At 60.0% G+C, this 24,159-nt stretch carries 27 protein-coding genes, 1 pseudogene and 1 riboswitch; of the genes and pseudogenes, 12 read left to right on the forward strand and 16 right to left on the reverse strand.

The window, feature by feature from the left end:
- Positions 1-15: 15 nt before the first annotated feature.
- From NK667_RS00310 to NK667_RS00325, 4 genes are all read right to left on the reverse strand, one after another.
- Positions 16-957 carry a MerR family transcriptional regulator gene (locus tag NK667_RS00310; RefSeq protein ID WP_054613534.1) on the reverse strand — a complete coding sequence of 314 codons (942 nt, stop codon included), beginning with the start codon at positions 955-957 and terminating at the stop codon, positions 16-18.
- A complete protein-coding gene (locus NK667_RS00315; protein ID WP_054613535.1) occupies positions 958-1,917 on the reverse strand; it encodes a YbgA family protein in 960 nt (319 codons plus the stop codon).
- 217 nt (positions 1,918-2,134) lie between these two features.
- The gene (locus NK667_RS00320) at positions 2,135-2,350 is read right to left on the reverse strand and encodes a TIGR02450 family Trp-rich protein (RefSeq protein WP_054613536.1); all 216 of its coding nucleotides are present in this window, start codon (positions 2,348-2,350) and stop codon (positions 2,135-2,137) included.
- Positions 2,347-3,333 (reverse strand): NAD(P)/FAD-dependent oxidoreductase, encoded by a 987-nt coding sequence (locus NK667_RS00325; RefSeq protein WP_054613537.1) that lies wholly within the window; start codon positions 3,331-3,333, stop codon positions 2,347-2,349. The genes NK667_RS00320 and NK667_RS00325 overlap by 4 nt, the downstream gene beginning before the upstream one ends.
- 196 nt (positions 3,334-3,529) lie before the next feature.
- On the opposite strand from NK667_RS00325, the gene NK667_RS00330 reads away from it, so the two are divergent.
- Together NK667_RS00330 and hemH are read left to right on the forward strand one after the other, a co-directional pair.
- Positions 3,530-4,432, forward strand: coding sequence for a TIGR01777 family oxidoreductase (locus tag NK667_RS00330; RefSeq protein WP_054613538.1), 903 nt, complete (start codon positions 3,530-3,532; stop codon positions 4,430-4,432).
- Between the two features lie 13 nt (positions 4,433-4,445).
- The gene (hemH, locus tag NK667_RS00335; RefSeq protein WP_054613539.1) at positions 4,446-5,471 is read left to right on the forward strand and encodes a ferrochelatase; all 1,026 of its coding nucleotides are present in this window, start codon (positions 4,446-4,448) and stop codon (positions 5,469-5,471) included.
- 139 nt (positions 5,472-5,610) lie between these two features.
- On the opposite strand, the gene NK667_RS00340 is transcribed toward hemH, so the two are convergent.
- Both NK667_RS00340 and upp read right to left on the reverse strand, forming a co-directional pair.
- On the reverse strand, positions 5,611-6,885 hold the full coding sequence (locus tag NK667_RS00340; protein ID WP_054613540.1) for a uracil-xanthine permease family protein: 1,275 nt from the start codon (positions 6,883-6,885) through the stop codon (positions 5,611-5,613).
- Between the two features lie 2 nt (positions 6,886-6,887).
- Entirely contained in the window at positions 6,888-7,526 is a 639-nt protein-coding gene (gene upp, locus NK667_RS00345; protein WP_054045646.1) for a uracil phosphoribosyltransferase, read from the reverse strand.
- A gap of 164 nt (positions 7,527-7,690) precedes the next feature.
- On the opposite strand from upp, the gene NK667_RS00350 reads away from it, so the two are divergent.
- The 3 genes from NK667_RS00350 (at position 7,691) to NK667_RS00360 (ending at position 9,264) form a co-directional block, all read left to right on the forward strand.
- Positions 7,691-8,248 carry a hypoxanthine-guanine phosphoribosyltransferase gene (locus tag NK667_RS00350; protein ID WP_054045644.1) on the forward strand — a complete coding sequence of 186 codons (558 nt, stop codon included), beginning with the start codon at positions 7,691-7,693 and terminating at the stop codon, positions 8,246-8,248.
- A 179-nt stretch (positions 8,249-8,427) separates the two neighbouring features.
- Entirely contained in the window at positions 8,428-8,913 is a 486-nt protein-coding gene (locus NK667_RS00355; protein ID WP_054613541.1) for a hypothetical protein, read from the forward strand.
- 63 nt (positions 8,914-8,976) lie between these two features.
- Positions 8,977-9,264 carry a PA4642 family protein gene (locus NK667_RS00360; RefSeq protein WP_054045641.1) on the forward strand — a complete coding sequence of 96 codons (288 nt, stop codon included), beginning with the start codon at positions 8,977-8,979 and terminating at the stop codon, positions 9,262-9,264.
- Between the two features lie 140 nt (positions 9,265-9,404).
- Here the strand turns inward: NK667_RS00360 and mqo are convergent, their stop codons facing one another.
- Complete coding sequence (mqo, locus tag NK667_RS00365) at positions 9,405-10,913, reverse strand: malate dehydrogenase (quinone) (RefSeq protein WP_054045639.1); 1,509 nt, start codon at positions 10,911-10,913, stop codon at positions 9,405-9,407.
- Positions 10,914-11,650: 737 nt separating this feature from the next.
- Positions 11,651-11,884, reverse strand: a complete 234-nt coding sequence (locus tag NK667_RS00370) for a hypothetical protein (protein WP_054045638.1) — start codon at positions 11,882-11,884, stop codon at positions 11,651-11,653.
- 205 nt (positions 11,885-12,089) lie between these two features.
- Here NK667_RS00370 and NK667_RS00375 point away from each other — a divergent pair, with 205 nt between their 5' ends.
- On the forward strand, positions 12,090-12,674 hold the full coding sequence (locus tag NK667_RS00375; protein WP_054045636.1) for a YajG family lipoprotein: 585 nt from the start codon (positions 12,090-12,092) through the stop codon (positions 12,672-12,674).
- Between the two features lie 174 nt (positions 12,675-12,848).
- On the opposite strand, the gene NK667_RS00380 is transcribed toward NK667_RS00375, so the two are convergent.
- Entirely contained in the window at positions 12,849-13,055 is a 207-nt protein-coding gene (locus NK667_RS00380) for a hypothetical protein (protein ID WP_054045634.1), read from the reverse strand.
- A 193-nt stretch (positions 13,056-13,248) separates the two neighbouring features.
- On the opposite strand from NK667_RS00380, the gene NK667_RS00385 reads away from it, so the two are divergent.
- Positions 13,249-13,533, forward strand: coding sequence for a hypothetical protein (locus NK667_RS00385; RefSeq protein ID WP_054045632.1), 285 nt, complete (start codon positions 13,249-13,251; stop codon positions 13,531-13,533).
- 119 nt (positions 13,534-13,652) lie between these two features.
- Here the strand turns inward: NK667_RS00385 and NK667_RS00390 are convergent, their stop codons facing one another.
- Positions 13,653-14,816, reverse strand: a complete 1,164-nt coding sequence (locus NK667_RS00390; protein WP_177331406.1) for a 1-acyl-sn-glycerol-3-phosphate acyltransferase — start codon at positions 14,814-14,816, stop codon at positions 13,653-13,655.
- A gap of 142 nt (positions 14,817-14,958) precedes the next feature.
- On the opposite strand from NK667_RS00390, the gene NK667_RS00395 reads away from it, so the two are divergent.
- The 3 genes from NK667_RS00395 to NK667_RS00405 are packed head-to-tail and all read left to right on the forward strand — an operon-like array spanning position 14,959 to position 16,070.
- Complete coding sequence (locus NK667_RS00395) at positions 14,959-15,141, forward strand: CPXCG motif-containing cysteine-rich protein (RefSeq protein WP_054045628.1); 183 nt, start codon at positions 14,959-14,961, stop codon at positions 15,139-15,141.
- A gap of 9 nt (positions 15,142-15,150) precedes the next feature.
- Entirely contained in the window at positions 15,151-15,411 is a 261-nt protein-coding gene (locus NK667_RS00400) for a putative signal transducing protein (protein ID WP_054045627.1), read from the forward strand.
- 35 nt (positions 15,412-15,446) lie between these two features.
- A complete protein-coding gene (locus tag NK667_RS00405; RefSeq protein WP_054045626.1) occupies positions 15,447-16,070 on the forward strand; it encodes an SOS response-associated peptidase in 624 nt (207 codons plus the stop codon).
- Positions 16,071-16,170: 100 nt separating this feature from the next.
- Here NK667_RS00405 and NK667_RS32695 read toward each other — a convergent pair whose 3' ends face one another.
- Together NK667_RS32695 and NK667_RS32700 are read right to left on the reverse strand one after the other, a co-directional pair.
- The gene (locus NK667_RS32695) at positions 16,171-17,013 is read right to left on the reverse strand and encodes a methyl-accepting chemotaxis protein (protein WP_413786137.1); all 843 of its coding nucleotides are present in this window, start codon (positions 17,011-17,013) and stop codon (positions 16,171-16,173) included.
- A 15-nt stretch (positions 17,014-17,028) separates the two neighbouring features.
- Positions 17,029-18,384: pseudogene (locus tag NK667_RS32700) on the reverse strand (methyl-accepting chemotaxis protein); the annotation flags it as partial.
- Between the two features lie 188 nt (positions 18,385-18,572).
- Here NK667_RS32700 and NK667_RS00415 point away from each other — a divergent pair.
- Positions 18,573-19,391, forward strand: coding sequence for a M48 family metallopeptidase (locus tag NK667_RS00415; protein WP_054613544.1), 819 nt, complete (start codon positions 18,573-18,575; stop codon positions 19,389-19,391).
- A gap of 151 nt (positions 19,392-19,542) precedes the next feature.
- Here NK667_RS00415 and NK667_RS00420 read toward each other — a convergent pair whose 3' ends face one another.
- The 3 genes from NK667_RS00420 to NK667_RS00430 all read right to left on the reverse strand — a co-directional run bounded on the left by NK667_RS00420 (position 19,543) and on the right by NK667_RS00430 (position 22,388).
- Entirely contained in the window at positions 19,543-20,127 is a 585-nt protein-coding gene (locus NK667_RS00420) for a TMEM165/GDT1 family protein (protein WP_054045620.1), read from the reverse strand.
- A gap of 88 nt (positions 20,128-20,215) precedes the next feature.
- Positions 20,216-20,340, reverse strand: a riboswitch (yybP-ykoY riboswitch).
- A gap of 50 nt (positions 20,341-20,390) precedes the next feature.
- On the reverse strand, positions 20,391-21,389 hold the full coding sequence (locus NK667_RS00425; RefSeq protein ID WP_054613545.1) for a class I SAM-dependent methyltransferase: 999 nt from the start codon (positions 21,387-21,389) through the stop codon (positions 20,391-20,393).
- A 33-nt stretch (positions 21,390-21,422) separates the two neighbouring features.
- Positions 21,423-22,388, reverse strand: coding sequence for a 2-hydroxyacid dehydrogenase (locus NK667_RS00430; RefSeq protein WP_054613546.1), 966 nt, complete (start codon positions 22,386-22,388; stop codon positions 21,423-21,425).
- Positions 22,389-22,630: 242 nt separating this feature from the next.
- Here NK667_RS00430 and NK667_RS00435 point away from each other — a divergent pair, with 242 nt between their 5' ends.
- Positions 22,631-23,260, forward strand: coding sequence for a LysE family translocator (locus NK667_RS00435; RefSeq protein ID WP_054045614.1), 630 nt, complete (start codon positions 22,631-22,633; stop codon positions 23,258-23,260).
- A 66-nt stretch (positions 23,261-23,326) separates the two neighbouring features.
- Here NK667_RS00435 and NK667_RS00440 read toward each other — a convergent pair whose 3' ends face one another.
- On the reverse strand, positions 23,327-24,100 hold the full coding sequence (locus tag NK667_RS00440) for an AraC family transcriptional regulator (protein ID WP_054613547.1): 774 nt from the start codon (positions 24,098-24,100) through the stop codon (positions 23,327-23,329).
- Positions 24,101-24,159: the final 59 nt, after the last annotated feature.

Below are 24,159 nucleotides of genomic sequence, written 5' to 3' on the forward strand. Positions count from 1 at the left end.
TTCCCGTACTCAACATTAGATAAGCCCACGCCGAATGAGGTCCTGATGGGCCGACAAGGCATCTTCGGCCAAGGACAAATCAGGGATCTCAGTGGTTCTTACGGACAACTCGGCGTGGTGGATGCATACCGTTGGTCCGACAATCATCTTGGGGCAACTGACGCCATTCAGCGTTTTTGGCAACTGCGCCAGGTTCATGGCTTTGCTGGAATACAGCAGTACGCCGCGGGCTTGCAGGTGTTCAACTGCCAGCGCAAGTTCCCCGGCTGGCAATGGCCAATCGAAAACTTCCACCGGGCAATCGGCGCTGCTGATCAGCCAGGCAGTGAGCCACAGGTGAGGTTCCAGCGGCAAATCCGAGTGGTTGATCAACAGCAGCGGCGCTGAACGCAATTGCCGGTTGTTATGGTAGATGCGCGCACCGAATTTGCTGCGCAACCAGGAATAAAAGAACACGCGCTCCATCTGCGCGCCGAACTGGCCTTGCCAGCGTTGTTCCAGTTCGGTCAACAACGGCATCAGCAGTTGTTCGCACAAGGTCCTTGGCGGGTACAACGCCATGGCCTGGTTTACCGTGTCATCGAGGGTGCGCTCGGCCAGTTGAGTGACCGCTTGCAGCAGTGTGTTACGCAGCAATTGCCAGTCGTTTTCGACGGACTCGGTAGAGGCTTGGGGCGTGTCGAGCAGTTGCTTGACCTGGCTGACCGCAACGCCACGATTGAGCCAGGTGAGAATCGTCAGGATTCGCTGCACGTGTTCAGCCGAAAACAACCGATGCCCCTTGGGCGTGCGTTGAGGCACGATCAGGCCATAACGCCGTTCCCAGGCACGCAGGGTGATCGCGTTGACTCCGGTCTGGCGCGCCACTTCACGAATCGGCAGCCAGCCTTCGTCCAAGGCTTTCTTGAAGTCGGCGCCGAGGTCTTCCCGGGCACTGGTGTCGGGTGTGTTGTTCATTTAGATCGCATTTCGCAGGCTGAGGTTTTCCGGATGCGGTTGCAGGTAAACCTGTTGCGCAATGTACGGATCCGGGTGTTGGCGGAAGTAATGCTTGAGCAGCGTCAACGGCACCACCAACGGCACGATGCCGTGTCGGTATTGGCCGATCACGCGTTGCATTTCCTGTTTGTCTTCAGCAGTGATGGCCTGCTTGAGGTAACCACTGATGTGTTGCAGGACATTGGTGTGGGTGCGGCGGGTGGCGCATTTTTTCAGCGCTTCCATCAGCTCGCTGAAATAACGCGGGCCGAGTTCTTTCGGGTCGGTCTGGCCCATGTTGCCCAGCAGGTTGCCCAGGGTTTTGTATTGCGCCGGGTTGTGCGCCATCAGCAGGTATTTGTAGCGTGAGTGAAAGTCGATGAGGCCACGCCGACTCAGGCCTTCCTGAAGCAATTGCTGCCAGGCGCTGTAGGCGAACACACGGGTCAGAAAGTTTTCCCGCAGCACCGGGTCATTCAGGCGGCCGTCTTCTTCCACTGGAAGGTCCGGGTGTCGTTCGCAGAACGCCTGGGCGTAGATGCCGCGCCCACCGCCGTCCACCGGTGCACCGTTGGCGTGGTAGACCTTGACCCGCAACAGCCCGCAGGACGGTGATTTCTGCATGAAGATGTAGCCGCAGATATCGCCCAGTTCCGCGGCCATTTTCTGACCGTACTCGGCGAGCGGTTGGGTGACGTTGATGTCGCGGTTCACCGTGCCGACGGCTTCGGGATGTTCGGCATCGCCCACCAGACGAATCGGTTCGCGGGGAATGCCGAGGCCGATCGCGACTTCCGGGCACACCGGGACGAAATCGAAATAATCAGTGAGGGTGCGACTGCACAGCCGCGATTCCTTGTGCCCGCCATTGAAGCGCACCTCTGCACCCATCAAGCAGGCGCTGATCGCGATTTTCGGTTTGGCGGGAGTGACGGGCATCGAAGCACCTCGAATCTAAACCTGTACAGATCGTTGGATCTGTACAACATAATCTTCATCATAGATTCGAAGCTGTACAAGTCAAATTATTTGTATAGGTTTTTGAAGTGCTCGCGATTCCCATGTGGGAGCGGGCTTGCTCGCGAAGAGGGAGTGTCAGTCGACATATGGGTAGCTGACCCACCGCATTCGCGAGCAAGCCCGCTCCCACAGGGATCTACTTCCAGCCCAATAACCAGGCGTCGCTATTTTTTAATGCCTGCCAATCCAGCCGCTCACTGCGCTGCGTCAACACCGCCTGCAACTCGACCGCCAGCACCGTGCCGTCCTCATCGCGGAACAGCTCGGTCACTAGAAAATGTTTTTCGCGGTTTTTCGGTTGGGCTGCTGTCCATTTCGACAGCAGCAATTTACCCGGATTGAGGCGATTCACTGCAGGTGTGCATGCAAGCGGCGGGCGGCTTCCTGGCCGCTGAGCCAGGCGCCTTCGACACGACCGGACAGGCACCAGTCGCCACACACATACAGGCCCAGGTCGGCATCCGCCAACACGCCCCATTCATGACTGCTGGCAGGGCGGGCGTAGAGCCAGCGATGGGCGAGGCTGAAGGTCGGTGCGGGCATCGCGCTGTGCAGCAACTCGGCGAAAGCACCGTGCAGTTGCTCGATCACGGCTTCCTTGGACAAGTCGATATGTTGCCGGCTCCAAGTGCTGGTGGCGTGCAACACCCACGTGTCCAGCGTGTTGTCGCGCCCGGGTTTGCTGCGGTTGCGGGCCAGCCAGTCGAGCGGGCTGTCCTGTACGAAGCAACCTTCCATGGGCGTATCGAGCGGGGTGTCGAAGGCCAGGGCGATGGCCCAGGTCGGGTCCATTTTGACCCCGGCGGCGGCACCTGCGAGTTTCGGTGCGGAGGCCAGCAGCGCGGTCGCCTGAGGTGCAGGCGTTGCAATGACCACGTGGCTGAACGGCCCGTGAGTGAAACCTTCGGCGTCCTGCAGATGCCAGTGTTCTTCACCGCGATAGACCTCGGTGATCCGGCAGGCGAATTGCACTTCCAGGTCCCCGAGCAGCGCGCGGGTGATGGCGCTCATACGCGGCGTGCCAACCCAACGGGTTTGCTCATCCGGCGACAGGTTGAGTTGGCCGCCCTGGAACGTGTAGAGCTGCGGCGTCCATTCGGCGACCCAGCCATTGGCTTGCCAGCGCTGCACTTCGGTGACGAAGCGCCGGTCACGTGCCGTGAAATACTGCGCACCCATGTCCAGAGCTCCGGCGTCACTGCGCTTGCTCGACATGCGTCCGCCGCTGCCACGGCTTTTATCGAAAAGTTGAACGACATGCCCGGCCTCCGTCAGGGCCTGGGCGGCGGAGAGTCCGGCGATGCCGGTGCCGATGATTGCGATAGGTACAGTCATAGGGGCCTCGTTTACCTTTCTGTACAGACTACGCCGTGGATTAAACCTGTACAATATTGTTTTTTGGTATAACTTTTAGCGTTCTCGTTCTGACAGCTTGGCCTATTGTTAAACACAGACCCTGCCCGATACCAAAGATCCCTGCTTATAAAAATAGACTAGTGATCACGGTAAAACGCCACGCGAGGAAGTAGTCATGCACATATTGCTGACCGGCGGTACTGGTTTGATAGGACGTCAACTCTGTCATCACTGGTTGAGTCAGGGACATCGCCTCACGGTCTGGAGTCGTTCGCCTGCAAAAGTCGCGAAAATCTGCGGCGCTCAGGTGCGCGGCATTGCCCGTCTCGAAGACCTCGGCCAGGAACCGCTCGATGCGATTATCAACCTGGCCGGCGCGCCGATTGGTGATAGTTGGTGGACCCACAAGCGCAAGACGTTGTTGTGGAGCAGCCGTATCGGCCTGACCGAAACCCTGCTGGCCTGGCTCGAAACCCGTGAGCAAAAACCGCAATTGCTGATCTCCGGTTCGGCGGTCGGTTGGTACGGCGACGGTGGCGAGCGTGAGTTGACCGAAGAGTCGCCGCCGGTGATCGATGATTTCGCCAGCCAGTTGTGCATCGCCTGGGAGGAAACCGCCCAGCGTGCCGAAGCCTTGGGCATTCGCGTGATTCTGCTGCGCACCGGGTTGGTCGTGTCCGCCGAGGGCGGCTTTTTGTCGCGGCTGTTGCTGCCGTTCAAACTGGGGCTGGGCGGGCCGATCGGCAACGGCCGGCAGTGGATGCCGTGGATTCATATCAAGGATCAAATCGCCCTGATTGATTTTCTTCTGCATCGCATTGACGCCAGCGGTCCATATAATGCCTGCGCGCCCAAACCGGTGCGCAATCGCGAATTTGCCAAGACGCTGGGTAGCGTGTTGCACCGCCCGGCGTTCATGCCCATGCCGGCCCTGGCGCTGAAGGTAGGCCTGGGCGAAATGTCGCTGCTGTTGTTGGGCGGCCAGAAAGCCGTACCGGCGCGTTTGCTGGCGGCGGGTTTCACTTTCCAGTTCACTGATTTACGCGCGGCGTTGGACGACGTGTCCAGCCGCCTCTGAAATAGGACGTTGCATGACCGATCACGCGTTGCTTCTGGTCAACCTGGGCTCACCGGCCTCCACTTCGGTGGCGGATGTGCGCAGCTACCTCAATCAATTTCTGATGGACCCGTATGTGATCGACCTGCCGTGGCCGGTGCGCCGTCTGCTGGTGTCGCTGATCCTGATCAAGCGTCCGGAACAGTCGGCCCACGCCTACGCCTCGATCTGGTGGGAGGAGGGCTCGCCGCTGGTGGTGCTCAGTCGGCGCCTGCAACAGGCCATGACCGCCCGCTGGACCCACGGACCCGTCGAGTTGGCGATGCGTTATGGCGAGCCGTCGATTGAATCGAAACTGCTGCAGCTGGCCGCCCAGGGCCACAAGCGCATTACCCTCGCGCCGCTTTATCCACAGTTCGCCGACAGCACCGTGACCACGGTGGTCGAAGAAGCCCGGCGCGTGATTCGCGAGAAGAAGCTCAATGTGCAGCTGTCGATTCTCCAACCGTTCTACGATCAGCCAGAATACCTCGATGCCTTGGTGGCCAGCGCCAAGCCTTATCTGGAGCAGGATTACGATCACCTGTTGCTGAGCTTCCATGGTTTGCCGGAACGGCACCTGACCAAGCTTGATCCGACCGGCCAGCATTGCTTCAAGAATGAAGACTGCTGCAAGAACGCCTCGCCGGCCGTATTGGCGACGTGCTACCGCGCTCAGTGCCTGCGCACGGCTTCCGAGTTTGCCAAGCGCATGGGCCTGGAGGAGGGCAAGTGGTCGGTGTCGTTCCAGTCGCGCCTGGGCCGGGCGAAGTGGATCGAACCCTACACCGAAGCACGCCTCGATGAGCTGGGCAAAAGTGGCGCGAAGAAGATCCTGGTGATGTGCCCGGCGTTCGTCGCCGATTGCATCGAGACCCTGGAAGAAATCGGTGATCGCGGGCTGGAGCAATTCCGCGAAGCGGGAGGGGAGGAGTTGGTGCTGGTGCCGTGCCTCAACGATGACCCGCAGTGGGCGAAGGCGTTGAGTGCGTTGTGCGAGCGAGCGCCGTTGGCCTTGTAGGAACACAAACTGTGGCGAGGGAGCTTGCTCCCGCTGGGTCGCGAAGCGGCCCCAAAATTCTCGCAGTCAATGCAGATTTTGTGAGTGCTGCGCACTCAAGCGGGAGCAAGCTCCCTCGCCACAGGGTTTTGCGTTAGCTTTACAACAAAGGCTCATCCGCCTTCTTGTGCTTCCAGCTGTCATTGCCCGGCAGCAACAGGTTCAGCGCAATCGCCACCACCGCGCACAGCGCGATGCCTTTGAGGCCGAAGTCGTCCGGACCGGTGCCGGTGCCGACCAGCACACCGCCAATCCCGAACACCAGGGTCACCGAGACAATCACCAGATTGCGCGCCTCGCCCAGGTCGATCTTGTGGCGAATCAGTGTGTTCATGCCCACCGCCGCAATCGAACCGAACAACAGGCACAAAATCCCGCCCATCACCGGCACCGGGATGCTTTGCAGCAGCGCGCCGAACTTGCCGACGAACGCCAGGCTGATGGCAAAGATCGCCGCCCAGGTCATGATCTTCGGGTTGTAGTTCTTGGTCAGCATCACCGCGCCCGTGACTTCGGCGTAGGTGGTGTTGGGTGGACCGCCGAACAGACCGGCTGCCGTGGTGGCAATGCCATCGCCGAGCAGGGTGCGGTGCAGGCCAGGCTTCTTCAGGTAATCGCGACCGGTCACGCTACCGACCGCGATCACGCCGCCGATGTGCTCGATGGCCGGGGCCAGCGCCACCGGAACGATAAACAGAATCGCCTGCCAGTTGAATTCCGGCGCCGTAAAGTGCGGAATCGCAAACCACGGTGCGGCGGCAATCTTCGCGGTATCGACCACGCCGAAATAGAACGCCATCGCAAAACCGACCAATACACCGGAGATGATCGGCACCAGGCGGAAAATCCCTTTGCCGAACACGGCGACGATCAGCGTGGTCAGCAGTGCCGGCATCGAGATCAGCATCGCGGTCTGGTAATGGATCAGCTCGGAACCGTCGCCAGCCTTGCCCATTGCCATGTTGGCGGCAATTGGCGCCATGGCCAGGCCGATGGAGATGATCACCGGACCAATCACCACCGGTGGCAGCAAACGGTCAATGAACCCGGTGCCTTTGATCTTCACGGCCAGGCCGAGGAAGGTGTAGACGAAACCCGCCGCCATCACGCCGCCCATGGTCGCCGCGAGGCCGAACTGGCCCTTGGCGAGAATGATCGGGGTGATAAAGGCAAAGCTCGAAGCCAGGAACACCGGGACCTGACGCCCGGTGACGATCTGGAACAGAATCGTCCCCAGACCTGCGGTGAACAGCGCCACGTTCGGGTCGAGGCCGGTAATCAGCGGCATCAACACCAGGGCGCCGAACGCCACGAACAGCATCTGTGCACCCGACAGCACTGTGCGCCAGAGCGGATCGTTGAACTCATCCTGCATGCTCAAGCGTCCTTCTGCTTGGTGCCGAAGATCTTGTCACCGGCATCGCCCAGGCCTGGGATGATGTAACCGTGCTCGTTGAGTTTTTCGTCGATGGACGCGGTGTAAATCATCACGTCCGGGTGCGCTTTCTCTACAGCGGCGATGCCTTCGGGGGCAGCCACCAGCACCATGGCGCGGATGTCACGGCAACCGGCCTTTTTCAGCAGGTCGATGGTCGCAACCATGGAGCTGCCGGTGGCGAGCATTGGGTCGATGATCATCGCCAGGCGCTCATTGATTTCCGGCACCAGTTTTTCCAGGTAGGTGTGGGCCTGCAGCGTTTGTTCGTTGCGGGCCACGCCCACGGCGCTGACTTTGGCGCCCGGAATCAGGCTCAGCACGCCTTCGAGCATGCCGATACCGGCGCGCAGGATCGGCACCACGGTAATCTTCTTGCCGGCGATTTTCTCGACCGACACGGTGCCGGCCCAACCTTCGATATCGTAGGTTTCCAGCGGCAGGTCTTTGGTGGCTTCATAGGTCAGCAGGGCACCGACTTCCTGAGCGAGCTCACGGAAATTCTTCGTGCTAATGTCTGCGCGGCGCATAAGGCCAAGTTTATGACGGATCAGCGGATGGCGGATCTCTTGGATGGGCATGGGGAAAGGCTCCGGCGGCGGGCAAAAAAACCGGCCTAGATTAATCTATCCGAGGGTGTTGTCCTATAGACATACAGTACGTTAGTCCACAAACGCTTGATTCGGCCGTGCTGGATGCGTACCTTTGCCCGCTTTTCCCGAATCCCGTCCCCCTGGAGAGCGCCATGTCCGCTGATCTCGAGCATATCCGTCAAATCATGCGAGAGGCTGACTGCCTGTACACCGAAGCTGAAGTCGAGGCGGCCATCGCCCGTGTCGGTGCACACATCAACGAGCAACTGGCGGACACCAACCCGGTGGTGTTCTGTGTGATGAACGGCGGGCTGATTTTCGCCGGCAAGCTGCTCACGCATTTGCACTTCCCGCTGGAAGCGTCCTACCTGCACGCCACCCGTTATCGCAACGAAACCAGCGGCGGCGACCTGTTCTGGAAAGCCAAGCCGGAAGTTTCGTTCCTTGATCGCGACGTACTGATCATCGACGACATCCTCGATGAAGGTCACACCCTGGGTGCGATCATCGATTACTGCAAACACGCCGGCGCCCGCGCCGTGCACACCGCCGTACTGATCGACAAGGACCACGACCGCAAGGCTCGTCCGGACCTGAAAGCGGATTTCGTCGGCCTGCCGTGCATCGACCGCTACATCTTCGGTTACGGCATGGACTACAAAGGCTACTGGCGTAATGCCAATGGGATTTTTGCCGTTAAAGGCATGTAAACCCCGCTGCAAATTCCCTGTGGGAGCGGGCTTGCTCGCGAAAGCGTCGGCATATCCAACATAGATGTGTCAGTAAAACCGCTATCGCGAGCAAGCTCGCTCCCACAGTGATTTGCGCCCACAGAAGAATTTTTATACACCCATGCTACATTGCTCGGCCCCGCCCTCCGGAGCCTGTCATGAGCCTTTTGATCCGCAGCTGCGCCGCCCTGTTGCTGACCCTCAGCCTGCCCCTGGCCGCCGCTCCGGCGCCGATGCACGGGCAATTCCTGCCGCCGGACGACCTGACCCTGCGTGACGCCGAACCGGAGCAACAGCAACTGTTGCAGGTCACCGATTATTCGGTGGTGGTGGGTAGCCAGCGCCAGTCCACACAGCAACCGATCCCGGTGACGTCGCCGCTGCTGATCCGCCTCAAGGGCAAATCCTTGAACAAGGGCGCGACCATCAACCAAGTGCTGGTCAACTTCGATGGCGAAAGCAAAAGCCTGAAAAAACCGATCTACGACGAAAAAAGCAAAACCCTGACGCTCTACTACCCGTTGGCGCAGTACCGGGTGGTGATCGATTTGTTGCGCAATGACACGGTGTATTGCCAGTTCCTCAGCTATGCCAACGGCCATGTCTGGGCCGATCTGCACACCGGCAGCGTTCGCGCGCGTTGAGCCGGGCGGCCAGAGGGGGGTAAACTGCCCGCCCCGTGAAATGTCTGCGAGCTGGAGTCGGCAATGCGTAAAGATAAGAAGCAAGTGATTGGTGACGAGATCGGCGATGAGCAGATCAAACTGTTTCTCGATTTTGAACCGGTCGACGCCACTTCGCCGTCCCTGCACAAACTGATCAAGGCCTATCGCGGCCTGCGCATCGACGACTTCGAGCGCTTCCTGACGTTTTTCGTCGAGGCCGGGTATGACCTGGATGGCAAGGATGAGCATGGCGATGACTTCGTCGCGGTGATCAAGGATCAGCGCAATGCGGCCGAGTACATCGAGTTGATCGCCAAGGCTCGCGGTTAACCTCAAAAGCCAAGATCAAAAGATCGCAGCCTCGTTTCACTCGACAGCTCCTACAGAGTGAAACGAGGCTGCGATCTTTTCAGCGGCATAAAAAAACGCCCCGCTCTCAACGAGAACGGGGCGTTTTTTGTGGAGCCGAATCAAGCGTAGCTTTCGGTCTCGTTGCTGGCTTCAACCAGTTCCAGGGCGACGTTGTTGTGCGCGTTGATCTTGCGATACAGCGCAGCGTCGGTTTCCAGGACCTTTTCCCGAGCCGGGAAGATTTCTGCCAGTTTGGCAGCCCACTCACCGGACGCTTTGTTCGGGAAGCATTTTTCGATCAGTTCCAGCATGATCGAAACCGTTACCGAAGCGCCTGGCGAAGCGCCGAGCAGTGCTGCCAGGGAACCGTCCTTGGCCGCGACCAGCTCGGTGCCGAACTGCAGAACGCCGCCCTTTTTCGGGTCTTTCTTGATGATCTGCACCCGTTGGCCGGCCACTTCCAGGCGCCAGTCTTCGGCTTTCGCCTGCGGGTAGAAACGACGCAGGGATTCCAGGCGCTGCTCCATCGACTGCATCACTTCGCTGACCAGGTACTTGGTCAGGTCCATGTTGTTTTTCGCCACGGCCAGCATCGGTCCGATGTTGCCGGCGCGAACCGACAGCGGCAGGTCCATGAAGGAGCCGTGCTTGAGGAACTTGGTGGTGAAACCGGCATACGGCCCGAACAGCAGCGACTTGTTGCCATCGACCACGCGGGTGTCCAGGTGCGGCACGGACATCGGTGGCGAACCTACGGCAGCCTGGCTGTAGACCTTGGCCTGGTGGTGTTTGACCACTTCCGGGTTGTCGCAACGCAGCCACTGGCCACTGATCGGGAAGCCGCCGAAGCCTTTGCTTTCTTCGATGCCCGACGCCTGCAACAGCGGCAATGCCGCGCCGCCCGCGCCGAGGAAGACGAACTTGGCGTCGACTTCACGGGTGTTGCCGCTGTTGACGTCCTTGATGCTGACGGTCCAGCCGCTGCCGTTACGCTTCAGGCCGGTGACGCGCTTGCAGTACTTGACCTGGGCATCGGGTGCGCTGGTCAGGTGCTTGAGCAGTTGGTTGGTCAGGGCGCCGAAGTTGACGTCAGTGCCGTTCATCACGCGAGTGGCGGCGAGGACTTCGTCGGGCGAGCGGCCCGGCATCATCAGCGGCATCCACTCGGCCATTTTGGCCTTGTCTTCGGTGTATTCCATGTCGGAGAAAGCGTGGTGCTTGCTCAGCACGTTGAAGCGTGACTTGAGGAAGGACACGCCGCTGTCACCCTGCACGAAGCTCAGGTGCGGAACCGGGCTGATGAAGGATTTGCACGAGCCGAAGGTGCCTTTCTTGGTCAGGTACGACCAGAACTGCTTCGACACCTCGAACTGGGTGTTGATGTGCACGGCTTTCTTGATGTCGACGGTGCCGTCGGCGGCCTGAGGCGTGTAGTTGAGCTCACACAGCCCGGCGTGACCGGTACCGGCGTTGTTCCACGGGTTGGAACTCTCCGCGGCACCGGAATCCATCAGCTCGACGACTTCCAGCTTGATCGCGGGGTCGAGCTCTTTGAGCAGTACAGCGAGGGTGGCACTCATGATGCCGGCCCCAACGAGTACTACGTCGACTGCTTCGTTATGCGCCATTTAACGCGTCTCCAAAATCTGCAGCACCAAATTGTCGGCATGGCTGCCAGGCGTTCCGGGGCGTGTCAGTGATGCCCCACGTACCCATGGCAGTATCGCCATGTCCGAATCTTCGCAATTTTTCGCAACTTCGACGGACGCTACCGGTTGGGTTAATGAGCCCTATGAACTCACTTCAACGCGCAACTGGCAATTCGACTTATGGTCGAGACATCCGTTTGTGCAACCAAATCCGTAGCGGACAGGCTTCAGGCTCCGGTATTCGAGGCGTACTCGGTCCTGTGTCGTTGGGCTGTTTCAGACGCTAATGGTGCATGTTCAGACGCAAAACTATTCATTTGCTCGCCACACTCTTGTGAAGTTGTGAAAACCCGTTTTTTTCACGCTCTTTTGAAGACGTGAACCTCAAAAAAGGGCTGTCCCAGCCTGGCACCGTGCCCGGATGGATTGCCGCCATGGGGTACATGACAGGCAAATCGGGCAAACAGCTCAGTAACCGAGCGTAATGACAGCTCTGCAGATTCGCGAAAAGTGGGGTTTTTGCTCAAGGAACAGCAAGCGCGCCAGCTTCACTCGATCTGTGTGGGCGGCTCTCTGTGGGCGGTGCGGGGTGCCAATACCGAGGCATTGACGATGCTGCGAGGCCCGATCAGGAGACGTCCTTATAATCGGGGGGAGATTGTATCTAAGAAACGCAGGGAAATGGTCGTCAATAATGACTTTTATTAGGCGTCTGGTCAGATGGACAACAGCGCCTGTACCCGTGAACGAGGCTGATGCTGCCGCACACGGGCGCTAGGGGGCAGCGGATGGTGCAGCCAGTTGAGGCGGATTTCTTCGATTTCGACCCAGCCATCGCCCATGGGCTGCAGGCTGCATTGCTTGAATGCCTGGCAATGGCCGTTGCGATCCAGCAGGGCAAAACTGCGATGCAGCGGGCGTGGCGCGAACAACGAGATCAGATAACGCATGGCGAAGTACCTTGTGGGGTGACTGCTGTGAAGGTTGCCAGCAGGCCGTGACGTCAAAGTGTATGGGCGGTGACAGATCTGTGACAGGAACCGCGGTCTGAGAGGTTTGTCAGAGATTTCAGCAATCGTTGTGAGACGCTAGTTCGAGACGATGGCCCACCGCTATACTGCGGGCCTGTTTGTGCCTGATTCTGGAGAGAAGAGCATGTTGCAACGCCTGTTGTTCGGTTTGATCACTGTGACCGGTTTGACCCTGGCCGGCTGCGCCCACAGCCCGCAACAACTGAACCCTGAGCCGAAGCTGACCACTCAGCTGGCGCCGGTTGGCCACGGCCAGCAAGTGGTGGTGCGGGTGGTGGACGGTCGTCCATCGCCAACCCTGGGAACCCGTGGCGGTCTGTACCCTGAGACCAGCGCGATCACCGTGCAGGGCGCGCAAATCCTGCCGAAACTGCAGGCCCAGGCCGAAGCCGCCGTGCGTTTGCTGGGGTTCACCCCGGTGTCCAACGGCATGAACGCGCCGCAGTTGACCGTGACCCTGGCGGAACTGAAGTATCAGTCGCCTAAAGAAGGCATGTACGTGACTGAAGCCACCATCGGCGCGACCTTCCGCTCCGACGTGCAGAACGCCAACCGTCGCTACAGCGGCCGTTACGGTGCGTCCCTGGACCAGCGTTTTGGTATGGCGCCGAACCAGGAAACCAACACCAAACTGGTCAGCGATGTATTGAGCGATGCCCTGACGCGTCTGTTCAAGGACCCGACCGTGGGTCAGATCCTCGGCGAATAAGTTTTCGCCAGATGCAAAAAAGCCCGGCGCCAGTGATGGCTCCGGGCTTTTTCATGCCCACCGGCTTAGCACCGCCACCTGTAGGAGCGAGGCTTGCCCGCGAAGGCGGTCTGTCAGTCAACAATCATGTAGCCGACACACCGTCTTCGCGGGCAAGCCTCGCTCCTACAAGGGCTATGCGGCTTCGGAGTAGAAATCCAGCACGCTCACGCCCGTCAGCAAATCCGTCTCCGGCAAATCCGCATGTTGATGCCCGCCTAGCGCGCAATACACCAGCCAGTGGCGGTCCTGCACGTTGAAGGCGAGACTTCCGACGAGGTTCTGCTGTTCGTCGCTTTGGGCGATGAGGTAGAGGCGGTCCTGGTTTTCGGCGTGCAGCATGGTGTGCTCTGTGTCGGTTTCGAGGGGCGACAGACTGGCGCATTCAGATGACGATGCCGTGACGCCGGACAGGAATCGGCCAAGTGGCTCGTTATTTATCGTAAAGGGGAGGGCAGGTGGGCAGGCTTTCGGTAGAATCCGCGCCGCAGTCGTCGGTTCGGCGCCTGCCACCTTAGTTTTGCCGAGGTCCGTGATGTCGTTGCATTTGATTTCGTTGTTTACCAACCATCCCGCCAAGCTGATCAACCTGCTGGCCTTGCTGCTGGCGTTCCCGGGCAGTTGGCTGCTGCATGCCACGCGCCGTCGCGAACAGCGCGCGCTGGCCATTCTTGAGGCTGCCGCCCAGAACCGTCGTATCGATGACGCGACGTTGATGCTGGATGGCGCGACCCAACGCATGAACCGGTTTTTTTATCGCTTCGGCTTTGCCTGCCTGGGCGTGGCGCTGATCGTGTCGTGGGTCAGCACTCAGTTCTGAGCCTTTAAACGCAAAAGATCGCAGCCTCGTTGCACTCGACAGCTCCTACAGGATGAATCCAATCCCGGGTAGGAGCTGTCGAGTGCAACGAGGCTGCGATCTTTTGATCTTGCTTCTTCTTAAAGCGGCAACCCAGCCTTCACTCGATACTGATTGCGTACCGGCGTCGCATATTGCAGCACCATGAACGGACGATGTTCCTCAGGGCAAGCCTCCAGCCGGCGCTGCCATTCTTCCTGAGCCTTGGCCAGTTCATCCGCCGCAAACACCTCGGCGGCTTTCGGCACCTGAAGTTGCGGATCCGCATCCTTCCACTGCGCATACGCCAGGTAGTGCACCGGGAATAACCGGTAGCCGCCGAGAATCTGCTTGTCCATCTCAATCGCCAATAGCTTGGTGTCGTCGAACAGCTCGGTGATCGGCTTGGCGAAGTTCACGTGGACCCGGCCCTTGTAGCCGGTGATGCCCTTGGCAATGCTCACGTCGTCTTCGCCCGGCACTTTGGTGTAGCTGCCGGTAGTGGCGCGGATGAACAGTTCGCGGGCCTTGGCCTGGTCGCACGGATCATATTCGTAACTGATCGACACCGGGGTCACGTTCAGCGATTGAATCACCTCGCCGAACGGCTCGTCCTTGCGGCACATGTGGAACATCTTGAGGATCGCCGACTCGGTGCGGTCGTCGCCGTCCTTGGCCCGGCCTTCGGCCTGCGCGATCCAGATCGAGGCGCAATCGTTGCGGATCGAGTGGTTGATGTAGGCCGACAGCAGTTGATATGCCGCCATCTTCTCGCGGCGACCGGTGATCGAACGGTGCACGATGAAGCTCTTGTTCAAACGCATCAAATCGCTGACAAATGGCTTTTGCAGCAGGTTGTCGCCAATCGCGATGCGCGGGGTCGGCAGGCCGGCGTGGTATACGGCGTAGTTGACGAAGGCCGGGTCCATCACGATGTCGCGGTGGTTGGCGATGAACAGGTAGGCGCTGCCAGACTTGAATTGCTCGACACCGGTGTAGGTCACGCCGTCGGTGGCGCGCTCGATGGTGTGGTCGACGTAAACCTCGACTTTGTCCTGCAACGTGGCCACCGAGTTGACGCCGGCGAACTCACGGCGCAGCCGATGAGCTATAAGAGGTTTGAGCATCCAGCCGAAGGCACCGGCATAACGCGGGAAGCGGAAGTGAATGAGGATGTCTAAAAATGCCTTGTCGCCGAGCAGCCGGTCCAGCACTGCAGGGACTTCGCTGTCGTCGTAAGGTCGGATGGCATCGAATTCGCCCATCATGCTCTCTTGTTAGAAACGGCTAGGGTAAGTAAAGGTTTTGATCGAAAACCAACGGGGCACGGTCTGAAAAGGTAGCCAGACAAAAATAGCCCTGCAAATAGACCGGCGATTATACGCACAAGTCACCTGGGAGACCGCGATGCTGGAAGCCGCACTGTATGAATGTCCGTATTGTGGTGAAGAGGTCGAGACCTCTGTGGACCTGTCGGCTGGGGATCAGACCTACATCGAAGACTGTCAGGTGTGTTGTCGACCTATAACATTTGTGCTGCAGGTTCACGAAGACGAATGGCATCTCGAAGTCTTCAGCGAAAACGAGTGAGGGGTGCGTATGCAGCGAATCTACGAACCGGAAAACCTGATGGAAGGCGAGTTGTTGCAAGGAATGCTGGCCAGCGAGGGCATCGAGGCGCATCTGGTGGGCCGGGATTTGCTCGGTGGCACCGGCGAACTGCCGATCTTCGGCCTGCTCGGTTTGTCGGTGGATAACGACCAGGCCGAATACGCCCGGGAGCTGATCACCGCTTACAATGCGGCGCTGCCGATGCCCGGCGATGAACCGGAAAGTTTTCCCGGCACTCTGGTCTGTTAGGCTGACGTTCGTTTTATCAAGAGTCGTGTTGCCCCATGTGTGGACGTTATGCCCTGTTTCGCTGGAACCCCGCCTTCGCGGCCCTGCCTGGCTTTCCTGCCGATCAGCAGGCCCAGTGGAATATTTCCCCCAACGATTCGGTGTTGATGCTGCGTGCCGGCACGGATGGTCAGCGCGAGTTGGCCCGTGCCCGCTGGGGCCTGACGCCACCGTGGCTGACCGATCTGTCGCGCACTCCGGCGCATGCCCGCGCCGAAACCGTGGCCGAACAGCCGATGTTTCGCCAGGCCCTGCGCGAGCGCCGTTGCCTGCTGCCGGCGAATGGTTTCTACGAATGGCGCGGCACCACGCGCAAGCGTCCGTATTGGCTGACCCCGGGGGAGGGCTCGGCGCTGTTTTTCGCGGCGATCTGGGAAGCGTATCCGGTGCAGGAACAGGTGTGGCTGAGCACGGCGGTGATTACCCAGCCGGCGGCGAGTCAGCGTCGGCCGTTGATTCTCGACGAAGCGGGGCAGGCCGCGTGGCTCGATCCCGAGACGCCGTTGCATGTGTTGCAGGGATTGCTGGCCGGTGAGCCTGCGGCGTTGCGCGAGCGGGTGTTGGCGAATCTGGTGAATGATCCGAAGTTGAATGGGCCGGAGTGTTTGACCCCGGGTTGATTCGGTGCCTGGGCTGACGCCTTCGCGGGCAAGCCTCGCTCCTACAGAGGGACGGTGATCTCCTGTAGGAGCGAGGCTTGCCCGCGAAGAGGCCCTCGAATCAAACCTTGAACTGATTGATCAACCGCCGCTGCTGTTCCGCCAATTTGGTCAGGTCCGCACTGGCCGCGCTCGATTCATCCGCGCCACCCGCCACTTCATTGGCCACTTGCCCGATGTTGATCACGTTGCGGTTGATGTCATCCGCCACCGCGCTCTGCTCCTCGGCCGCACTGGCAATCTGCGTGTTCATGTCGTTGATCACCGACACTGCCTGAGTAATCGTCTCCAGCGCCTCGGCGGCTTTCGCCGCATGCTGCACGCTTTCGTCGGTGCGGTTCTGGCTGTCTTCCATGACCCGCACCACATCGCGGGTACCTTGTTGCAACTGCTGGATCATGCTCTGGATTTCTTCAGTGGCCTTCTGGGTCTTCTGCGCCAGGTTGCGCACTTCGTCGGCCACTACGGCAAACCCACGGCCCTGTTCACCGGCGCGCGCCGCTTCAATCGCCGCGTTCAAGGCCAGCAAGTTGGTCTGCTCGGCGATCCCGCGAATCGCGGTGAGGATCGCGTTGATGTTCTCGCTGTCCTTGGCCAGGGTTTGCACCACGCTGACCGCCTTGCCGATTTCCACGGCCAGCACGCCAATCGAATTCGATGTGTCGCGCACGATCTGCATGCCTTGCGTCGCGGCTTTATCTGCATGGCTGGCAGCCTGTGCCGCCGAGGTCGCGTTGCGTGCCACGTCCTGAGCGGTCGCGGTCATTTCATGCACCGCCGTGGCCACTTGATCGATCTCTGCCATCTGTTTATGCACGCCAATGTTGGTGCGGATGGCGATGTCGGCGGTGTGTTCCGATGAATCGCTGACGCTCTGCACCGAGGTCACCACTTGCGTGATCATCACCTGCAACTTGGCGAGGAAAGTGTTGAAGCCTTTGGCGATCGAACCCAATTCGTCGGCGCGGTCGCTGGTCAGGCGGCGCGTGAGATCGCCTTCGCCCTGGGCGATGTCGTCGAGCATGGCCACCATCTGCTTGAGCGGACGGGCAATCCCGTGGCCCACTAGCCAAATCACCAGCAAGCCGATGCCGGCGATCAACAGGCCAACCATGGCCATGCCGAAGGTGTCGGATTTGCGCTGTTTATCCAGGTCGCCCTGAAGTGTTTGCAGGTCTGCCATTACCGCGTTCAGCGGCAGTTGCAGCATCAGGGTCCAGCGGGCGTCGGTCTGGCCGATGCCGAACGGCAGGTACAACTCGATCCGGCCATTGGCCTTGTCGACGGTGTAGGTCACTTCGCCGCGCTTGAGATTGGACAGGTTGGCAATCTGCTGGCTGTCGAGGATGTCGCTGACCTTTTCGCCGAATTTGCTTGGGTCCTTGGTGTACGCAACGATCCGGCCATTGCCGCCGATCAGCGCCATGACGCCCGAGCCGCCATACAGTTTCTGGTTGGCGCCCAGGAGCATTTCCTGGATGAAGTTCACCGACAGGTCGGCGCCGACGATGCCCTGGAAGGCACCGTTGAGCATGATCGGTTCAATAAAGGAGGCGAGCATGACGATTTTGTCGCCGACCTTGTAGGGCGCCGGATCGATCACGCAGGATTTCTTGGTTTCTTTCGAGCACAGGTAGTACTCGCTGGCGCGCACGCCGGTGGACAGGGTTTTCTGGTCGTCTACGTCGACCAGTTTGTCCAGGCCGAGGCTGCCGTCTTCGTTGCGAAACCACCACGGCAGGAAGCGCCCGTTGTCGGCGTCGATGCCGACCACCTTGGTGTCAACGTAGGCCGCATCGTTGTGATCCAGTGCGTTTTTTTCCCAGCCGATGTAGGTGCCGAGAATTTTCGGGTTCTTGGTAACGTTTTCCTTGATCAGGCTGATCAACTGCTCACGGCTGATATTTACTTGCGGCTGACCGTCCGCCCCCGTTGTGCCGATCAGCTCGTTGACCCGCACCAGTCCGCCGGCAATCAGCAGCGGCGCTTCGAGCTCGCGCTGAATCTGGCTGACCTGGGTTTGCGCCAGGGAAGTCAGGCGCTGCTCGATGACTTGCTCGAACTGTGCCTGGGTCCGTTCCTGGACCATGTCTTGCGTCCGCGCACCGGAAAACAGCGCATACAGCACCAGCGCCGCCACGACACTGAGGACGATGGCGCCAGCGAGGGCCGCTACGGAAAACTGGATCGACTTGAATTTCATGGGGGCTCCGCACGCAAGAGGACGTCTGCGTTGCTGTATCGGCCAGGCAATCGGAGTCCATGAGCGGGTCATGACGAAATGACTGTTTTGGAGCGCTGGATGTCGTAAATGAAGCAGGCCGCGCGTGGCCCACGGGGGATATGAACTTTTTCCTACGGGCAGCAGCGGTTTTTCCGAAAGTCAGTGCTACACGTCTGTTGTATCTGGCGCCGATACAATTCACCGCCTAGGATACGCGCATGTTTTCAGGGAGCTTTTCGATGAACAAGAGATTGGTTGTAAGTGCACTGAGCGCAGCCTTGCTGCTGGCCGGTTGTCAGTCGGTCAACACCACCAGCGGCGGAGCCGTCGGCGTTGAGCGCAAGCAGTACATGTTCAGCATGTTGTCCTCGGACGAGGTCAACCAGATGTACGCGCAGTCCTATCAGAAGACTGTAGGCGAGGCGACGACCAAAGGCGTGCTGGACAAGACCAGTACCGATGCCAAGCGCATTCAGGCCATTGCCAACCGGCTGATTGCCCAGGCGCCGAACTTCCGTCCGGACTCGGCCCAGTGGAAGTGGGAAGTCAACCTGATCAAGAGCGATGAACTCAACGCCAACTGCGGTCCTGGCGGCAAGATCATTTTCTACACCGGGCTGATCGACAGCCTGAAACTCACCGACGATGAAATCGCCGCGGTCATGGGCCATGAAATTGCCCACGCCCTGCGCGAGCACGGTCGTGAAGCGATGTCCAAGGCCTATGGCATCGAGATGGCCAAGCAGGGCGCTGGCGCCTTGTTCGGTCTGGGTCAGGACAGCCTGGCTTTGGCTGACACCGTCGCCAACTACGGCATGACCTTGCCGAACAGCCGTGCCAACGAAAACGAGGCTGACCTGATCGGCCTGGAACTGGCGGCCCGCGCCGGCTACAACCCGAATGCCGCGATCACCTTGTGGAACAAGATGAGCAAAGCGTCGGAAGGTTCCTCGCCTGAGTTCATGAGCACGCACCCGGCGTCGGCCAGTCGTGTTTCCTCGTTGGAGGCAGCGATTCCTAAGGTGATGCCGTTGTACGAGAAAGCCTCGAAATCCTGATAGGGATGTGGCGAGGCTGCTGACGCCTTCGCGAGCAAGCCCGCTCCCACAGGGGATTTCTTGTGACCACAATATTTGTGAACACTGGAGATCCAATGTGGGAGCGGGCTTGCTCGCGAAGAACGATAACGCGGTCTACCGGCCTACGCCGTCAAACCCACCCACTGCTCTGCATCGCCTTGTACACCGCGACAATCGCCAATACGAAGAACGCCGACGCCGCCAGTCGACGGATCAACGTGAGTGGCAGTTTGTCCGCCGCAAAGTTACCGGCCAGTACCACCGGTACGTTGGCAATCAACATCCCGGCGGTGGTGCCGATGATCACCAGCCACAGGTCCGGGTATTGCGCGGCGAGCATCACCGTGGCGACTTGAGTCTTGTCGCCCATTTCTGCGAGGAAGAACGCGATCAGCGTGGTCAGGAACGGTCCGAATTTGCGCGCGGTGCTGGCTTCGTCGTCATCCATCTTGTCCGGCACCAGGGTCCACAGCGCAGTCGCGGTGAAGCTCGCGGCGAGGATCCAGTGCAGCGTTGCATTCGAGAAGAAACTGCCGAACCAGGCACCGACCGCGCCGGCTGCCGCATGGTTGGCCAGGGTCGCGGCGACGATGCCGGCGATGATCGGCCAGGGTTTGCGAAAGCGAGCCGCAAGAATGAGCGCGAGCAGTTGCGTCTTGTCGCCGATTTCGGCCAAGGCAACGATTGCGGTGGGAACGAGAAGTGAATCCAGCATCAGGGTTTTCCTAAGGGGCGGGTCGACACGGCTATGACACGTACAGCCTTCCCGCCCCGGGTAAGGTGTTCGTGTCATAGGTCTTGTCAAACCCTGGCGATCCGTCTGTGCGGACGCTTAGGTCGCATACGCCATGGTCTGTTGACCAAGTATGTTGACGTATGCCGGACGAGCATGGCGCTCGTGGGAGACTACTCCCCTAGGACGGAGCGGATTCTGCCTAGGCAAAACCGATTGGGCAAGCCTCTTTTTTAAAAGAAGTGCTAGCCGCGTTTGGCCCGGTAGATTCTGAAACCCTGTCCTTCAGCCTTGATCGCACACACCCCGAGGTGCTCCTCGATCAGCGGCTGATACTTCAGGAAGCTGTTGGCGACCAGGCGCAGTTCGCCACCGTTTTTCAGATGTTTGGCCGCTTTTCGCAGCAAGTTCTCGGTCGCGAAATAATCGGTGTGCACGCCGACATGGAACGGCGGGTTGCTCAAAATCGCACTCAAACCCATCGGCGCCGCATCAATTCCGTCACCGGTAATCACCTCGGCTTCCAGACCGTTGGCGGCCAATGTCAGGCGACTGCTGGCGGCAGCAAACGCATCGACGTCGAGCAACGTCACTTGATTGTGCGGATAACGACGCTTGACCGCCGCACCCAACACGCCGGCGCCGCAACCGAAGTCCAACAAGTGGCCGCTCGGCAACTTGTCCAGATGTTCCAGCAACAGGGCGCTGCCGCGATCCAGCCGACCGTGGCTGAACACGCCCGGCAGGCTGATGACTTTCAGCGGCCCTTCGGCCAATGGCAATTCGTATTCCTGGGCCAGGCTTTCCAGCGACTTGGCTTCTGGCGCGTTGGCCACGGTGACCTGCCACAACTGGCAATGCCGCGCGCTGTCGAGCTTGCGCGGTTTACCGAACGGGTTCAGTTGCTTGGCTGCGCCTTCGATGCCACTGCGTTTTTCACCCACCAAATACAACTCGCGACCGGCCAGCCGTGAGGCGAGGGCGTTGAGGATGTAGTCGGTCAGGTCCTTGGACTTGGGCAGGAACACCACGGCGGTCTCGAACTCGCGTTCGGGCGCATTCACGCCAAACTGGCTGCGCTCGGCAAAGCGTGCGTCGAGCGCCGCTTGATCGCCGGCATGCCAGCACCAGCCGTGGGCGTCGGGCAGGCGACCGAGCAAATCGTCGGCGGGCAAACCGGCCAGCAACACCGAACCCTGGAATAACTCGGCCTGACGAAGCAGTACTTCACTGCGCGGATCCATACTCTGCTCCTTGAAAAAAAGTGCGGCAGTTTATCAACTGACGACCCGCAGCGCTGTACCGCTGAAGAACGCCTGGGCGTTTTCAGTCAATTGGCCAACGATCCGCTGACGCGCTTCGCGACTGCCCCAGGCGTTGTGCGGGGTGACAATCAATCGGGGGATGTCATCGGCCAACAGTGGATTGCCATTGACCGGCGGTTCGACACTCAGCACATCCGTGGCCGCACCGCCCAAGTGGCCGTTGCGCAAGGCATTGGCCAGCGCCTGTTCGTCGATCAAGCCACCGCGAGCGGTGTTGACCACGAAGGCTCCGGGTTTCATCGAGGCCAGTTCACGGGCACCGATAAAGTGGCGGGTGTGTTCGTTGAGCGGGCAGTGCAGGGTCAGGGCGTCGATTTGCGGCAGCAGTTCATTCAGCGGCAAGCGATCCGGGCGGGCAGGGCGGCCGGGAATCTGCCCCAGCAACACGCGCATGCCGAAGGCTTCGGCCAATCGGGCCACGGCGCCACCGAGCTCGCCGTGGCCGAGCAAACCAAGGGTTTTGCCTTCGAGTTCGACGATCGGGTAATCCAGCAGGCAGAACTGTTTGGCCTGCTGCCAGCGACCTTCGCCGACGGCTTTCTGGTAATCCGCCAGGCGCGTCGCCAGGTTCAGCAACAACATGATGGTGTGCTGGGCCACCGACGGCGTGCCGTAGCCCTGGCAGTTGCACACGGTAATCCCGTGGGCGCGAGCGGCGGCCAGATCGACGTTGTTGGTGCCGGTGGCGGTGATCAGGATCAGCTTGAGTTCAGGGCTGGCGGCGATGGCGGCGGCATCGATCAGGATCTTGTTGCTGATGGCGACGGTGGCGCCCTTGAGCCGTTCGACCACTTGGTCCGGCGTGGTCTGGGCGAACAATTGCAAGTCGCTGAAGCAATCGCGCAAAGGCGTCAGGTCGAGGTCGCCCAGGTCCAGGGACGGGTGGTCGAGAAAAACGGCGCGGCGAGAGTTCGTCATCAACTGTACCTTTTGTGCAATGAACTGAAGGCGTAATCTGCCGAGCCTACCAGATGAAACAAATGGTTACGCCTACCTGGCCGGATGCTGAACCCTGTGGGAGCGGGCTTGCTCGCGAAGAGGCCGTGTCAGTCGATGCAAATGTTGACTGATACACCGCCTTCGCGAGCAAGCCCGCTCCCACAGGGATAATGGCAAGCCTGTGAATTTCATTTTGACCGATCTGCCCCAGAGGAGCCCCCATGTACTGGACAGAATTCTTGACCGTTGCCCTGATTCACCTGCTGGCCGTCGCCAGCCCCGGCCCGGACTTTGCCGTGGTGGTGCGCGAAAGCGTGACCCACGGTCGGCGTGCCGGGACCTGGACTGCGCTGGGTGTGGGCACGGCGATTTTCCTGCACGTGGGTTATTCACTGCTCGGCATCGGCCTGATCGTGTCCCAGTCGATCGTGCTGTTCAACGCGTTGAAATGGGCCGCCGCCGCGTACCTGCTGTACATCGGCTTCAAAGCCCTGCGCGCGCAACCGGCCAAACCGGTGACTGACGACTTGCACAAGGAAGTCGGTGAGCGCACCGCCCGTGGCGCCTTCACCTCGGGTTTCGTGACCAATGGCCTGAACCCGAAAGCCACGCTGTTTTTCCTGTCGCTGTTCACCGTGGTGATCAACCCGCACACACCACTGGCGGTGCAGGCCGGCTACGGGATTTACCTCGCCTTCGCGACGGCGCTGTGGTTTTGCCTGGTGGCCCGGTTGTTCAGCCAGCAACGGGTACGCGCCGGTTTCGCTCGCATGGGCCACTGGTTCGACCGGACCATGGGCGCGGTGCTGATCGCCATCGGCGTGAAACTCGCGTTCACCGAGATGCATTGATCCGGTAGGCGAACGGCTTGCCGGTGATGGCGTCGCCACAATCGGCTTCGCCGGCAAGCCGTGCTCCTACAGAAGCGGATTGAGTTCGCTCAATTTGTTCAGTGCATTCAGGTATTCCCGGGGATTCTCCCCCAGCAAACGGCGAAACATCGCGCTGAACGCCCGCGCGCTGCCGTAACCCAGATCCCGCGCCACGCTCTGTACGCTTTCCCCGGCGAGCAGGCGGGGCAGGGCTTCCATCAGGCGCAGTTGCTGGCGCCAGGCATTGAAATTCATCTTCAGTTGTTGCTGGAACAGCCGCGCCAGCGTGCGTGAACTGGCGCCGACCTGCTGTGCCCAGTCTTCCAGGGTGTTGGGGTGATCGGGGGTGCGCAGCAGCGCCAGACAGATGCCTTGCAGGCGCCGATCCTCGGGCATTGGGATGTGCAGCGGAAGGTTTTCCAGGCCGGCAATTTCTTCGAGCATCAGGCTCTGGATCAACGGGTTTTCCGCGTGTTGCGGACCTTGCACCGCGCGCAGGATCAGTTCGCGCAGCAATGGCGTGACCGCCAGCACGCAGCACTGTTGCAGGCTCGGTGGCGACAGTTCAGCGGCAATGAACAGCGAGCGCATGCGCACCTCGCCGGACATGAAAATCTCATGCTCCACCAACGGTGGAATCCACACCGCCCGGGTCGGCGGAATCACCCACGCACCTTGCGCCGTGACCACCCGCATGGTCCCGCAAACGGCGTAGAGCAATTGCGCTTCGCGGTGTTGATGCAATTCCTGATGCGCACCGTCCACATAATCCCGTGGATAGGCGCTGACCGGGCCGTGCAGGAAATGGCTGATTAACATGTCAGATCCGATGACTTTGTTGTCAGGAATACGCTTTTTCGCCAACTTAGCATAAACCG

The organism is Pseudomonas nunensis, from assembly GCF_024296925.1.
Lineage (GTDB): Bacteria > Pseudomonadota > Gammaproteobacteria > Pseudomonadales > Pseudomonadaceae > Aquipseudomonas > Aquipseudomonas nunensis.